Genomic DNA, 12530 nt, shown 5'->3' with positions numbered 1-12530 from the left:
GCTCTCCTTATTCGATGTTCTGGATCTGCTCGCGGATCTTCTCGATCTCGGCCTTGGTGTCCACCACGATGCGGGTGATGGCAATGTCCTGGCACTTGGAGCCGATGGTGTTGGTTTCCCGGTTCAGCTCCTGGGTCAAGAAGTCCAGCTTGCGGCCCACCGGGCCGTCGCTTTCCAGAATCTCGCGATACTGGGCGATGTGACTGCGCAGGCGCACCGTCTCCTCATCCACCGCGGTCTTGTCACCGAAGATGGCAGCCTCGGTGAGGATGCGCGCCTCGTCGATGTTCTGGTCCTGCAGAATGGTCTGCAGGCGGGTGTACAGCTTCTGGGTGTAGGCCTGCACACGCTCGGCGCTGCCCTCCTCCACCTTGCCCACGTTGGCTTCGATGGTGGCGAGACGGCCCATCACGTCCGCCTTCAGCTTCTCGCCCTCCACGGCCCGCATGGCCACGAAGTTTTCCAGGGCGATGGTGCACACCTGGCTCACATCCTGCCACAGCTGCTCCTCATCCACATCCGCGTGGCGCACGCTCAGCACGTCCGGGTAGCGGGCGATGAGTCCGGCGGTAGCGTCGTTCTTCACGCCCAGCTGCTCAGACAGAGCGGCCAGTGCGTCGGCATAGCTTCTGGCCAACGGCAGGTCCACCTCCACCGCCACGTCCTGGCTGCCCACGCTCTGTATCTGCAGGCTCAGCTCCACCTTGCCCCGGCTGATGCTCGCGCTGAGCAGCTTTTTCAGCTTATCGTCCAGATAGGCACAGCTGCGGGGGATGCGGGAGGAATACTCAAAATAACGGGAGTTTACGCTTTTGATCTCGACGGTGATGTCCCGTCCGTTCAGGATTGCTTCGCCGCGGCCGTAGCCGGTCATGCTCAAAGCCATTGATAAAGGCACCTCGTTCCCTTAGGATCGTTATTGAAATCGCCGGGGTCTGCCCGGCCTGAAACCGGCTGCGGACACATTTCCCCATTTAAATATACATGCTATTATTTTACTCGGTTTGGCGCTTCATTGCAAGTTTTTTATCACCCTGCGTCCGGCCGCCCTTGTTTTGCCCGCCGCCTTATATTACAATGAATGCGTTGATTTTCCGGCTTTGGGGAGGATTTTTCATGCAGACGAAGGAACGCTGGCATCTGATCGACGGACTGCGGGGCCTGGCACTGGCCAACATGGTACTGTATCACCTTTTATTTGATGTATATGTGATCTGGGGCTTCGATCCGCTGTGGCCCGCCCGGTGGCCGGTGCGGGTGTGGGAGCGGTGCATCTGCTGCTCCTTCATTTTCATCAGCGGTCTGTGCTGGCACTGGGGCAGGCAGCATGCATTTCGCCGGGGCCTTGTGCTCAACGGCTGCGGGCTGCTGATCACCGCCGTGACCCTGATCGCAGTACCGGATCAGGCGGTGTGGTGCGGGGTGCTCACCTTCCTGGGCTGCGCTACCCTGCTCACCATTCCAGTGGCCCGGCTGCTGCATGGTCGGTGGACAACGGCCGGGCTTGCGTTGAGTCTTGTGCTGCTGGCGGTGTTCTGGCCGGTGAACCAGGGCTGGCTGGGCCTTGGCACATGGCGGATTTGGCAGCTGCCGGACGCCCTTTACCGATCCCGCCTGCTCACGGTGCTGGGCTTTCCCTTCCCGGGCTTTTTCTCCAGTGATTATTTTTCCATTCTGCCCTGGTATTTTCTTTTTCTGACAGGCTACTTTGCCCGGCCGCTGCTGTTTGCCAGCGAGGGTGTGAAGCAGGCAGCCCGGCTGCGGCTGCCGGGGCTGGACTGGCTGGGGCGCAAAAGTCTGCCGGTCTATCTGGTACACCAGCCCTTGTGTATGGCGGTATGCGTCGTTTTTCTTTCGCCCGCTTCGCCTCTTTGTCTTGTAAGATGAATTCTGCCCCTTGCCTTGTGCAGCGCTCTTTTCCAAAAGAAAAGGGCGCTGTTTTTTATTTCCAGCTCCGCTTGAGGCCCACCTGTGAAAACCTCCAAAATACTGTCAAATATTTTGGATGCTATGTCAGTTGATATTAATGATAATAATTGCTATAATTAAAATCCGACTATTTTTGGATTCCAGAAGGAAGAATACATAACCTATCACAAAGAAAGGAATGTGAGGAAACTGAACCATCTGCCCTTATCCGTCCGCGTCCCCATTGAGGAGGACAATCCCAGTATCCTGCGTCATGAGCAGGCCTGCATCCGCTGTGGCATGTGCAAGGAAGCCTGCACCAACCTGATGGGAGTGCACGGCAGCTACACACTGGAGGACACCGGAAACCGCGCCATCTGTATCTACTGCGGCCAGTGCGCCAACGTCTGCCCGGTGGACAGCATTGTGGAGCGGGACGAATGTCCCCAGGTCCGCCAGGCAGCCACTGACCCCGACCGGGTGCTGGTGGTCAGCACATCTCCCTCGGTGCGCGCTGCGCTGGGCGAGGAATTCGGCATGGAGCCCGGCGCCTTTGTGGAAGGCAAAATGGTGGCGCTGCTGCGTGCTCTGGGTGCCGACTACGTGCTGGACACCAACTTTGCCGCCGACCTGACCATCGTGGAGGAGGCCAGTGAGCTGATCTGCCGCATTACCGAAAAGGACCGGCCCCTGCCCCAATTCACCAGCTGCTGCCCCGGCTGGGTCCACTTTGCCGAGATGTACGCCCCCGAGCTGCTGCCTCATCTGTCCACCGCAAAGAGCCCCATCGGCATGCAGGGGGCCACGGTCAAGACCTACTTCGCCAAAAAGATGGGGCTGGCCCCGGAGAAGATCGTGCATGTGGCCCTTACCCCCTGCACCGCCAAAAAGTTCGAGATCCGCCGTCAGGAGCTACACGGCGCTGCGGACCATCTGGGTATTCCCGGTCTGCGGGACACCGACCAGGTGATCACCACCCGGGAGCTGGCCCGCTGGGCCAAGGCCGAAGGGGTGAACTGGAACGCACTGGAGGATTCCGCCTACGACTCCCTGATGGGTCAGGCTTCGGGCGCGGGCGTGATCTTCGGCAACACCGGCGGCGTGATGGAAGCCGCCCTGCGCACCGCCTATTCCTATCTGACCGGCGAAAGCGCTCCCCAGAGCCTGCTGAACCTGACCCCGGTTCGCGGTTACGAGGGCGTGCGGGAGGCGCAGGTGGAGATCGGCGATCAGACGCTTCAGGTCGCCGTGGTTTACGGCACCGCCAATGCCCGCGCCTTTTTGCAGCGCATGAAGGAAAGCGGCAAGCAATACCACTTTGTGGAGGTCATGGCCTGCCCCGGCGGTTGCATTGGTGGCGGCGGGCAGCCCAAAAACATTATGCGGGACGCGGATGAGACCCGCAAACAGCGCATCGCCGCCCTTTACCGGCGGGACTGCTCCATGGAGCTGCGCACCAGCCATGAGAACCCGGAGATCAAACAGGTCTACGAGGAGTTCTACGGCCAGCCCCTCAGCGAGATGGCCGAACAGATGCTGCACACCAGCTATCGAGATTGCAGCGGTCTGTTGAAGGGCCAGCCTGTCTCCGGTGAATAAGATTTAACCACAGCAAAGCCCCCGGCCTGCCGCAACATGCGGCAGGCCGGGGGCCTGTTTTATTTGATTCGGGTGCGATCAGCCGCGCCGGGGCCGGCTGGGCCGGGAGGGAGCGGTGCTGCGCTTTTTCTGGTGCTCGCGGCGCTGCTCAGCGGCCTCCTGGGCGCGCTGAGTCTGGGAGCGGGCCTTGCCCTTCTGGGCAGCGGCACGCAGGGCGGCCACCTCGCTCTTGGTCAGCTCCCGGTACTGGCCGGGCTGGAGCATGCCCAGCTTCACCGCGCCCATGGCACTGCGGCGCAAGCGGATAACCTCCAAGCCCACCGCCTCACACATGCGGCGGATCTGCCGGTTCTTGCCCTCCTTGATGGTCATTTCCATCACGGTACGGCCCGGCTCATCCACCACCACGTTGATCACCGCGGGCTGGGTGACACTGCCGTCGTCCAAGGTAACACCCTTGCTCAGAGCAATAACCTGGCTCTCGTCCGCACGGGGACGCACGGTCACTCGATAGAGCTTGCTCACGCCGTGGGAGGGGTGCATCATCAGGTTGGCAAAGCCGCCGTCGTTGGTGAGCAGCAGCAGGCCCTCACTGTCCTTATCCAGACGGCCCACCGGGAATACCCGCACCGGGTAATCAGCCAGCAGGTCCATTACGGTCTTGCGGCCGCGCTCGTCGCTGGTGGTAGTCACAAAGCCACGGGGCTTGTGCAGCATCAGGTAGTGATATTCCTGCTTTTTCTCCAGACGGATGCGCTGACCATCGATGCTCAGGGTATCCCGGTTCACGTCCATTTTATCGCCCAGGTTCACCGGGTGGCCGTTCACCTTCACCCGGCCCTCCAGAATGATCTGCTCCGCTGCACGGCGGGAGCACATGCCCTGCTCGGCCATTACCTTTTGTACTCGTTCCAATGCCATAATCCGTTCCTCGTATTCTCTGTTGGTTGATTGCAGAAAAAGCGGGCGGCAGATTCAACATGCCGCCCGGCTTGGTTTACTGTTTCTGAGCCGGGTCGGCTGCGGCAGCCTCACTCTTGTTCAGCAGGCCGGTGAGCTTGTCCACCAACTCGGGCACCATGTTCAGAGCCCGGTCTACGGTGCTGTTGTGGTCCGCCAGCTGGATGGTGCGCACGTTGCCGTCCTTGACGATCAGGAAGGCCACCGGGGTGACCGACACACCCGCGCCGCTTCCGCCGCCGAACAGCTCCTTGGTGGTCTTGGCGCCGAAGTCGGAACCGCCGGACGCAAAACCAAAAGTAACCTTGGACACCGGCAGAATGGTGGTACCCTCCAGCGTGATGGGTTCGCCGATGATGGTGTTGGAGCCTACCATCTCACGGATCTTGTCCAGGGTGACGCTCATCATACCCTCAAGCGGACGTTCAGCCATAGTCGTTTCCCTCCTGTGATGCAACCGGCTCTTGCAAAGCCGGAGTGTTTCATTTGTTTTCATGCAAGCCGGGCGGCCGTTAAATCAGCTTTTCCTTGCGCAGGCGAAGCAGCGCCCAGACTCCTGTTATTACCATTATAATCAGATGCGACGTGATTTTACAAGAAAAATGTTCCTGCCCCTGGTGCTCGCCGGTATAATCCGGCTCGATGACCAGCTGCTCCATGCGCAGGTCTAAAAAGTTCTGCAGCACACCGAAGCTGGCGCCAAGACCTGCATGTACCGCGCCCACGGTCAGTGCAGTGGATGCAGCATCCTCCCGGTGTACAGGCAGATAGATTTGAATGTGATGGATCTTGAATCCTTCCAGCAGGCGGCGCAGAATCTGACCGCCGGTGCGCACCCAGGCAAGCACCCAGTCCAGGGTTTCCTGCAATGTTTTTTCCGGCTTCGGTTGGGTTGTCTGCTTTGGCTGGGCCTTGTCCGTCTTTTGCTGCGTCGGCTGAGCAGCGGCTTTGCCGGTCGGCCGGGCGGCAGGCTGGGGCGCAGCCTTTTTTTGCCCGGGCATTTCCGCCTGCATGCTCTGTGCGGGCGGTTGCTCCGGGGCTGCCGTTTCTTTTTCCGCCGGTTTGTCCACCGTTTGCAGCGGCTGCGGCCGCTCTGGTGTACGCTTTGCTTTTTTCGGCTTTTGGACTTTCTTTTGTTTTTTGGGCTTTTCCGGTTTCTCCGGGCGGGGATACAGCTTTATCCGTATCGCCAACACCCGCAGCGCCGCACTGAATTCGCCCTTCTCATAGCAGAGCTCAGCAGTCACCGGAACCAGAAGCGCAGCGATGAGCAGCGCCAGAAGCACCAGCAGGATCCACCCGATCCCCTTCAGGATCAGCCAAACAACGGCCATCGGTTCGCCTCCTTATCCGTTTTGCTTCATGCCGATGGCTCAGGCCTGGGTTTCGCCCGTGCTGCCCGCCATCTCCAACTGGACGCCGTCGCCCTCATGCAGAGGGGGCAGCTGCTCCAGTGTGGCCAGACCGAAGGTGCGCAGAAACACCTCGGTAGTACACAGGCTGATGGGCCGGCCGGGCAGGTCCAGCCGTCCGGCTTCCTCCACCAGACCCTTTTCCATCAGCTTTGCAATGGTGGACGAGGAGTCCACCCCACGCACCTGCTCCACAAATCCGCGGGACACCGGCTGGTTGTAAGCGATGATCGCCAGCACCTCCAGCGCCGCCTGGGAAAGGGGTGTGTTGCGCCGGTTGTCCAGTACCCGTTTCACCGGCTCCTGCACGGCGGTCTTGGTGGCCATCTGCCACTTGTCGCCCAGGGGCAGGATGCACAGGCCCCGGTCTGCCTTTTCGTATTCCTTCTGCAGCTGCTCCAGAATGGCCACCGTCTGATCCTTCGGGATCTCCAGCGCCTCGGCGATCTTGTCCGCCCCGATGGCGTCGCCATGGGCAAACAGGATGGCTTCCACAGCCGCCTTGTATTCCTTTTCCTTTTGTGTCATGCCTTTTGTCAACTCTCCTGTTTCTTCATCCGGCCCCGGCGCACGGTGAGGGTCTCCTGCTCGTCGATCTCAATCCGGCCCGCGCGGATCAGCTCCAGCACGGCCAGAAAGGTTGCCACCGTCTGGCTGCGGCTGCCGCCCCGGTTAAACAGCCCTCGCAGGCTTGCCACCCGACCGGTGACAATGCTGCGCAGCACATGCACCACCCGGCTTGCCACCGACACAAAGGGCGCGGTGACCAGAGGCTCAAAGCTTTGCTGGCTGGGCGCGGCCTTGCGGCGCTTGCCCCGGCCCAGCAGCAGCTCCATGGCCTGGGCAAGCAGACCGGCCTCATGGGTCAGGCGGTAGGTGTTATCCTGCTCCAGCTCCATGGGCGGGCGCACAAAGCTGCAATGGCTGGCAGCCTGTTCGCCCAGCTGGCGGGCCACCTCCTTGCAGGCGCTGTATTCGATCAGCTGGCCGGTGAGCTCTTCCTTCATCCGCTCCGCTTCCTCGCTGCGGGGCAGAAGCAGAAAGCTCTTCATCTGCACCAGGCGGGCGGCCATCTCGATGAACTCGCTGGCCACCTCCATCCGGTTTTCCTGCAGGCCGTTGATCAGACTGGTGTACTGATCGATCAGCTCCAGAATGGGGATGTCGTAGATGTTCATCTTGTTTTTGCTCACAAGATAAAGCAGCACGTCCAGCGGGCCGTCGAATTCCTCCAGGTGGAAGGTCAAAGTCTCCATGCTTTTTCCTCCTTACACCGCAACGCCCGCTGCCATATAAACCGCCCGGTCAATGAAGGCGGTGGCGTGGTTCAGAATATTCCACATGCCGTTATTCAGCCAGTAGAGGGGCGTATCGAACACACCAAACATCAACAGAAGGAACATACCGATGAAGATCTGGCGCTCGTACTGCATCACCTGGAAATACAACCGCCGGGGCAGCACCAGCAGCAGAATGCGGCTGCCGTCGAAGGGCGGCACCGGCAGCAGGTTGAACACTGCCAGCGACACGTTGATGGCCACCATATAGTAAAGGAAATACAGCACCAGCTCTGCCAGCATTCCCGCCGGCAGGAAATAGTATGCCAGCTTATACAGCATCATAGACAGATACGCCAGCAGCAGGTTGGAAATCGGCCCTGCCGCCGCGCTGAGGGCCATGCCCGTTTTGGGATTCTTGTACCGCTGAGGATACACCGGCACCGGCTTGGCCCAGCCGATGCCCACCACAATCATACAAACCGCGCCCAGCAAATCGAAGTGCGCCATAGGATTGAGCGAAAGCCGCCCCATATTTTTCGCGGTGGGATCGCCCAGTTTGGCACTGGCCCAGGCGTGGGCGGACTCGTGCACCGGAATGGCCAGCAGCATGGCAAGGCCGCGCATCACCCAGACCAGCAGTTGGGCAGGACTGATCAGACCCATAAAACTCTCCCTTTTGTTCGTTTGACGCCTTATATAAAATAAGGTAGAATGATTTTTCCAGATATACTGCCTCTGCCTCCCGGCACAATGCGGGCTACACGTGACAGTTTGCTTTTTATTATAGCGTTTTTTGAGGTCATTCACAAGCAAAACAGGACTTTTTCAGAGTTTTTCAAAGATATTTTAAAAAAACTCTTGATTTTTCCCTTCCGGCTTGCTATTATATTCTAGCGACTTAAATTAAATCGAGGAGGTGCAGCAAATGGCAAAGTGCAATTGTTGTGGCAAGGGCGTTTCCTTCGGCATCCAGGTTTCCCACTCTCATCGTCGGTCTAACCGCACCTGGAAGGCGAACGTGAAGCGTGTTAAGGCTATTGTAGACGGTTCTCCCAAGTACATCTACGCCTGCACCCGCTGCCTGCGCTCGGGCAAGGTTACCCGCGCTGTTTGATTTTTCAACGCAAAAACTGCCGGTCATCTTCGGATGGCCGGCTTTTTTGTATTCTGCTCCAGCTTGTCCGCTTGACCGGTCCGCCCGGCCATTCTATAATGAAGATAATGCAATTCGCGGTGAAGCTTCACCGCTTCGGGAGGGATTTTGCGTGGAGATCCAGTATTACAAGGAACCCAGCCGCTTTTTGAAGCGGGAAATGGAGTTCAAGGTGTTCGGCCATTCCGGCCTGCCCTGCCTGGCATTCGCCTGCGAGGGAGGCCGCTTTTACGATTGGGAGGACCATGGCATGGTGGCTGCGCTGGCCCCGCTGATCGACGCGGGCAAAATCCAGCTGTTCTGCGCCGACAGTGTGGACGCGGAAAGCTGGCTGGGCAGTGGCGAAGGCCGGGCCCGCAGCGAGAAGCAGGAGCGCTGGTTCAACTATCTGGCGGGCGAGCTGATTCCCCGGGTATTGGCCTTGAACGGCGGTACCCACAACCGGGTGGCCCTGCTGGGCTGCAGCCTGGGCGCCTGTCACGCATTGAACCTGTATCTGCGGCGGCCGGAGCTTGTGTGCGGTGCAATCTGCCTGTCCGGCAGCTATTCCGCCGCCCCCTGGTTCGGCCCCTATCATGACGATCTGACCCTGCGCAACAGTCCGCTGGAATATCTGCCCCTGCTGCACACCGAAGGCCTGCCCTCCACCCGGCTGGCACCTCTGTTCCTGTGCTGCGGCCGCGGCCCCTACGAGGATGATTTTCTGGCCGACACCCGGGCTATGGCACAGGCTCTGACCGACCGGCGCATGCCCGCTTTCGTGGACTACTGGGGCGAGGACGTGAGCCACGACTGGCCCTGGTGGGCAAAGCAGGCCGTCTATTTCCTGCCCCAGCTGCTGCAGCAGCTGACCAGCAAGGCAAAACCCAGCGCATGACCCATTCCGTCGGGCTTTTGGGGCCCGGCGGAATTTTTTTGTGCTTTTTTGTAACAGGCAGCAACTTCTGCCGTCTAATAGAGCGAAACGGCTGTTTTACATCACGGCTCGGGGAACCGCTCCGGGCAAACGGAAAGGAGGGGTGCGCTTGCAGGACCTGGAAGAATTGTATCAGCTTTACAGCCCGGACATCTATCGGTATCTTTGCGGGCTCACCCATGACCCCGTCTGGGCAGAGGACCTGCTCAGCGAGACCTTTTTGAAGGCAGTGCGCGCCTTTGGCCGCTTCGAGGGCCGCAGCAGCGTAAAGACCTGGCTGTTCACCATCGCCCGTAACGTGTGGGTGGACGCGCTGCGCCGCAAACGGCCCACGCTTTCCTACGACGATATGCTGGCCGGGTATCTGGAGCAGGACATGCCGGACCCCCGGGGCCTGGAGGAGGAATGCGACACCCGGGAGCTGGCCCGCCGGGCCCGGCTTCTGCTGGAGGACTGCAAGCCCAATGCCCGCGCCGTTCTTCTGATGCGGGCCCAGGGCTACTCCTTTGCCGAAATCGCCCAGGCATGCGGCATCACTGAAAATTCCGCCCGCATGCTGAACTTCCGCACCCGCAACTGGCTGCGGGAACAACTGAAACGAGAGGAGGGATCGATGCCATGAACAAAGGCATCGTATCAGACATTTCCTGTGACGTATGCAGAGACCTGATTCCCCTGGTGGCCGACGGCGTCGCCAGTGAGGACAGCGAAGCCCTGGTGCACAGTCACGTGGCCCACTGCCCTGCCTGTCAGGCCTATCTGGATTCCGGTGGTATTCAATTGCCCCCGCCGGAGCCCAATGCCGCCCGGGTGCTGGGGCGTATCCAGCGCAAGCTGCTGGCCCAAAGCGCTCTGATGGCGGTGGCAGGCTTTGCGGTCTGCCTGGCACTGACAAACGGGCCGTTCCTGGCCTGGGGCCTGCCCGCATTGGGAGCACTGGGTTATGTATTTCTGCGCCGCAGCGTCTGGTTTGCAGCCGTCATCAGTGCCATTCCCATGGCTCTGGTGCTCCTGGTCAGCACGCCGAACCGCACTTCCCTGATGCAGGCCGGGCTGTATCTGGCCGCCCTGCTGGTGGGCGCGCTCATTGCAAAGCTGTTGCACTTCGCCTTCGGCGGCCTTCGCCGGGACAAATCCGCCTCAAAGGAGGAATCTTTGGATGAATAAGATCAAATGGCCGGCCCTTCCCCAGATCCGGCGCACTCCCCTTACCCGGATCGCCGCCGCACTGGCTGCGCTGGTACTCATCGCCGCACTGGTACTGGTGGTAGAACGCCAGGTGGGCAATCCCTTCACTGCCCGGTGGACGGTACACGCCATCAACGACGCTCTTCAGGCCAAATACCCCGACGAAGGCTATGTGGTGGGCAATGCCCGCTACACCTACGCGGACGGCAAGCATCGCTATGTCTGCCCGGTGTACCAAACCGGCGAGGAGGATGTGGGCTTTTCTGCCTATGTGAGCGGCGGGCAGGTCTATACCAATCGCGCCCTGATGGTGGACAGCGGCCTGAACACCTCCAACCGGCTGCGCAATGAGCTGGCCGACCAGCTGGATACCAACCGACTGTGCCGGGACCTGAAGGGGCGCTCCCCTTATGAGACCACTCTCACCTTCTACCCGGAAAATAACGACCGGGTATTCGATTCGCAAAATCCTCTGTTCCGGGTTGGGATGGAGTTTTCCGCCGATGATCTTCCTCTGCCCACCGTACTTTATACGGGCTTTCACAGTGCAGACCGGGAACCACCCGAGGTCACGCTGGAGGAAGCTGCCACCTATCTGGTGGCGTTGAAACAGGCAGCTGCCAATCAGGGGCTTGCATACGATTACTATTCCGCCACCATCTATGGCCGCAACATCACCTGGCTGCTGCTGGATGTGCCCTCCGAGGCCATCCCTGACCAGCTGCCCGAAGAAAACACTGCCGCAGAAAAACCCGGCAGCGAAACTGCAGCGGAGAGCACCACTCCGGAGCCAGGCAGCTTTGATGCGCTGGTGGCACTGTTGCAGGACCGCATCACCCAGAACGGGCAGACCTCGCCTACTGTGGCGGACGCCTCCCCCGCAAACGAAGCCCGCAGCCTGAGCGACCAGCGGGTTGCCCTGCTGTACAGTGAGGACAGCTGTTTTCAGCCGTTGTAACCGCGCCGCGGATCCTCTTTGAAACACTCAATCGCCCTGTGTGCCGTTCTTTGGCACACAGGGCTTTTCTGTTTCTCCGGCTTCTCTTACTTCTCAAGTTCCGCCGGTTCATGGTATAATAGAACCAATATTTGATAAAACCAATGGAGGGAGCTTACTTATGGCGATTCGGATTGGCATTTTTGGTTACGGCAATCTGGGCAAGGGCACCGAGTGCGCGGTGCGCCAGAACCCGGATCTGGAGCTGGCGGCGATTTTTACCCGACGGGACCCGGCCAGCATTTCTCCCATGACCGAGGGCGTGCCGGTGGTGGCGGCAAGCGAGGTGGCCGACTGGGCCGGTAAGATTGATGTGATGATCCTGTGCGGCGGCAGCGCCACCGACCTGCCGGTGCAGACCCCCGAGCTGGCCCGCTGGTTCAATCTGGTGGACAGCTTCGACACCCACGCCAAGATTCCCGAGCACTTTGCCGCGGTGGACGCCGCCGCAAGCGCCGCGGGCACCACTGCCCTGATCAGCGGCGGCTGGGACCCGGGCCTGTTCTCGCTGAACCGGGTATACGCCGAAGCCATTCTGCCCCAGGGCGGCACCTACACCTTCTGGGGCAAGGGCGTGAGCCAGGGCCATTCCGACGCCATCCGCCGCATTGAAGGCGTGGCGGACGCCCGCCAGTACACCGTACCGGTGCCCGAGGCGCTGGAGCAGGTGCGCGCCGGGCAGCGCCCCACCCTGACCACCCGGCAAAAGCACACCCGGGAATGCTATGTGGCCGCAAAGCCCGGAGCAGACCTTGCCCGCATCGAGCAGGAAATCAAGACCATGCCCAACTATTTTGCGGATTACGACACCACCGTCACCTTCGTGAGCCTGGAGCAGCTGCATGCTGAGCACAGTGGGCTTCCCCACGGCGGCAGCGTACTGCGCAGCGGCCTGACCGGCTGGAACGAGGAGCATACCGCCACGGTGGAGTACAGCCTGAAGCTGGACTCCAACCCGGAATTCACCGCCAGCGTGCTGGCTGCCTGCGCCCGCGCGGTATCCCGGATGCACGCCGCCGGACAGACCGGCTGCAAAACCATTCTGGACGTCCCCCCCGCCCTGCTCAGCCCGCTAAGCGGCGAGGAGCTGCGTCGCCAGCTGCTGTAAACCGCAGCG

General features: G+C 60.5%; 15 protein-coding genes. 8 read left to right on the top strand and 7 right to left on the bottom strand.

What is annotated here, in order from left to right; all coding sequences use genetic code 11:
• Nucleotides 1-7: 7 nt before the first annotated feature.
• Nucleotides 8-886, bottom strand: a complete 879-nt coding sequence (locus PH256_RS01190; protein WP_270912652.1) for a YicC/YloC family endoribonuclease — start codon at nucleotides 884-886, stop codon at nucleotides 8-10.
• Between the two features lie 230 nt (nucleotides 887-1116).
• On the opposite strand from PH256_RS01190, the gene PH256_RS01185 reads away from it, so the two are divergent.
• Nucleotides 1117-1887: a heparan-alpha-glucosaminide N-acetyltransferase domain-containing protein gene (locus PH256_RS01185; RefSeq protein WP_270912651.1), complete on the top strand. Its 771-nt coding sequence runs from the start codon at nucleotides 1117-1119 to the stop codon at nucleotides 1885-1887.
• A gap of 222 nt (nucleotides 1888-2109) precedes the next feature.
• A complete protein-coding gene (locus PH256_RS01180; RefSeq protein ID WP_270912650.1) occupies nucleotides 2110-3507 on the top strand; it encodes a [FeFe] hydrogenase, group A in 1398 nt (465 codons plus the stop codon).
• 78 nt (nucleotides 3508-3585) lie between these two features.
• On the opposite strand, the gene PH256_RS01175 is transcribed toward PH256_RS01180, so the two are convergent.
• The 6 genes from PH256_RS01175 to PH256_RS01150 all read right to left on the bottom strand — a co-directional run bounded on the left by PH256_RS01175 (nucleotide 3586) and on the right by PH256_RS01150 (nucleotide 7822).
• A complete protein-coding gene (locus PH256_RS01175) occupies nucleotides 3586-4428 on the bottom strand; it encodes a pseudouridine synthase (RefSeq protein WP_087184292.1) in 843 nt (280 codons plus the stop codon).
• Nucleotides 4429-4504: 76 nt separating this feature from the next.
• Nucleotides 4505-4900, bottom strand: a complete 396-nt coding sequence (ytfJ, locus tag PH256_RS01170; RefSeq protein WP_270912649.1) for a GerW family sporulation protein — start codon at nucleotides 4898-4900, stop codon at nucleotides 4505-4507.
• Nucleotides 4901-4979: 79 nt separating this feature from the next.
• The gene (locus PH256_RS01165) at nucleotides 4980-5801 is read right to left on the bottom strand and encodes a DUF2953 domain-containing protein (protein ID WP_270912648.1); all 822 of its coding nucleotides are present in this window, start codon (nucleotides 5799-5801) and stop codon (nucleotides 4980-4982) included.
• A 39-nt stretch (nucleotides 5802-5840) separates the two neighbouring features.
• Entirely contained in the window at nucleotides 5841-6407 is a 567-nt protein-coding gene (gene scpB, locus PH256_RS01160; protein WP_087184289.1) for an SMC-Scp complex subunit ScpB, read from the bottom strand.
• A gap of 8 nt (nucleotides 6408-6415) precedes the next feature.
• The gene (locus tag PH256_RS01155; RefSeq protein WP_087184288.1) at nucleotides 6416-7135 is read right to left on the bottom strand and encodes a segregation and condensation protein A; all 720 of its coding nucleotides are present in this window, start codon (nucleotides 7133-7135) and stop codon (nucleotides 6416-6418) included.
• 12 nt (nucleotides 7136-7147) lie between these two features.
• Complete coding sequence (locus tag PH256_RS01150) at nucleotides 7148-7822, bottom strand: site-2 protease family protein (protein WP_087184287.1); 675 nt, start codon at nucleotides 7820-7822, stop codon at nucleotides 7148-7150.
• A 262-nt stretch (nucleotides 7823-8084) separates the two neighbouring features.
• Here PH256_RS01150 and rpmB point away from each other — a divergent pair, with 262 nt between their 5' ends.
• The 6 genes from rpmB to PH256_RS01120 all read left to right on the top strand — a co-directional run bounded on the left by rpmB (nucleotide 8085) and on the right by PH256_RS01120 (nucleotide 12521).
• Complete coding sequence (rpmB, locus tag PH256_RS01145; protein ID WP_077138557.1) at nucleotides 8085-8273, top strand: 50S ribosomal protein L28; 189 nt, start codon at nucleotides 8085-8087, stop codon at nucleotides 8271-8273.
• Between the two features lie 151 nt (nucleotides 8274-8424).
• On the top strand, nucleotides 8425-9189 hold the full coding sequence (locus PH256_RS01140; RefSeq protein WP_242956144.1) for an esterase family protein: 765 nt from the start codon (nucleotides 8425-8427) through the stop codon (nucleotides 9187-9189).
• Nucleotides 9190-9337: 148 nt separating this feature from the next.
• Nucleotides 9338-9850, top strand: coding sequence for an RNA polymerase sigma factor (locus PH256_RS01135; RefSeq protein ID WP_158096405.1), 513 nt, complete (start codon nucleotides 9338-9340; stop codon nucleotides 9848-9850).
• Nucleotides 9847-10395: a zf-HC2 domain-containing protein gene (locus PH256_RS01130; RefSeq protein ID WP_270912647.1), complete on the top strand. Its 549-nt coding sequence runs from the start codon at nucleotides 9847-9849 to the stop codon at nucleotides 10393-10395. The genes PH256_RS01135 and PH256_RS01130 overlap by 4 nt, the downstream gene beginning before the upstream one ends.
• Nucleotides 10388-11374, top strand: coding sequence for a YfjL-like protein (locus tag PH256_RS01125; protein ID WP_270912646.1), 987 nt, complete (start codon nucleotides 10388-10390; stop codon nucleotides 11372-11374). The genes PH256_RS01130 and PH256_RS01125 overlap by 8 nt, the downstream gene beginning before the upstream one ends.
• 160 nt (nucleotides 11375-11534) lie before the next feature.
• Entirely contained in the window at nucleotides 11535-12521 is a 987-nt protein-coding gene (locus tag PH256_RS01120) for a diaminopimelate dehydrogenase (RefSeq protein WP_087184283.1), read from the top strand.
• Nucleotides 12522-12530 lie beyond the last annotated feature (9 nt).

The organism is Allofournierella sp. CML151 (assembly GCF_027853465.1).
Taxonomy (GTDB): domain Bacteria; phylum Bacillota; class Clostridia; order Oscillospirales; family Ruminococcaceae; genus Allofournierella.
Note: the sequence above shows the minus strand (reverse complement) of the source record. Positions and strands in the feature narration are given on the sequence as shown.

Bases quoted from the DNA above. Each gene is read 5' to 3' on its own strand.
- PH256_RS01190 (WP_270912652.1), bottom strand. From the start codon at position 886: ATGGCTTTGAGCATGACCGGCTACGGCCGCGGCGAAGCAATCCTGAAC.
- PH256_RS01185 (WP_270912651.1), top strand. From the start codon at position 1,117: ATGCAGACGAAGGAACGCTGGCATCTGATCGACGGACTGCGGGGCCTG.
- PH256_RS01175 (WP_087184292.1), bottom strand. From the start codon at position 4,428: ATGGCATTGGAACGAGTACAAAAGGTAATGGCCGAGCAGGGCATGTGC.
- ytfJ (WP_270912649.1), bottom strand. From the start codon at position 4,900: ATGGCTGAACGTCCGCTTGAGGGTATGATGAGCGTCACCCTGGACAAG.
- PH256_RS01165 (WP_270912648.1), bottom strand. From the start codon at position 5,801: ATGGCCGTTGTTTGGCTGATCCTGAAGGGGATCGGGTGGATCCTGCTG.
- scpB (WP_087184289.1), bottom strand. From the start codon at position 6,407: ATGACACAAAAGGAAAAGGAATACAAGGCGGCTGTGGAAGCCATCCTG.
- PH256_RS01155 (WP_087184288.1), bottom strand. From the start codon at position 7,135: ATGGAGACTTTGACCTTCCACCTGGAGGAATTCGACGGCCCGCTGGAC.
- PH256_RS01150 (WP_087184287.1), bottom strand. From the start codon at position 7,822: ATGGGTCTGATCAGTCCTGCCCAACTGCTGGTCTGGGTGATGCGCGGC.
- rpmB (WP_077138557.1), top strand. From the start codon at position 8,085: ATGGCAAAGTGCAATTGTTGTGGCAAGGGCGTTTCCTTCGGCATCCAG.
- PH256_RS01130 (WP_270912647.1), top strand. From the start codon at position 9,847: ATGAACAAAGGCATCGTATCAGACATTTCCTGTGACGTATGCAGAGAC.
- PH256_RS01125 (WP_270912646.1), top strand. From the start codon at position 10,388: ATGAATAAGATCAAATGGCCGGCCCTTCCCCAGATCCGGCGCACTCCC.
- PH256_RS01120 (WP_087184283.1), top strand. From the start codon at position 11,535: ATGGCGATTCGGATTGGCATTTTTGGTTACGGCAATCTGGGCAAGGGC.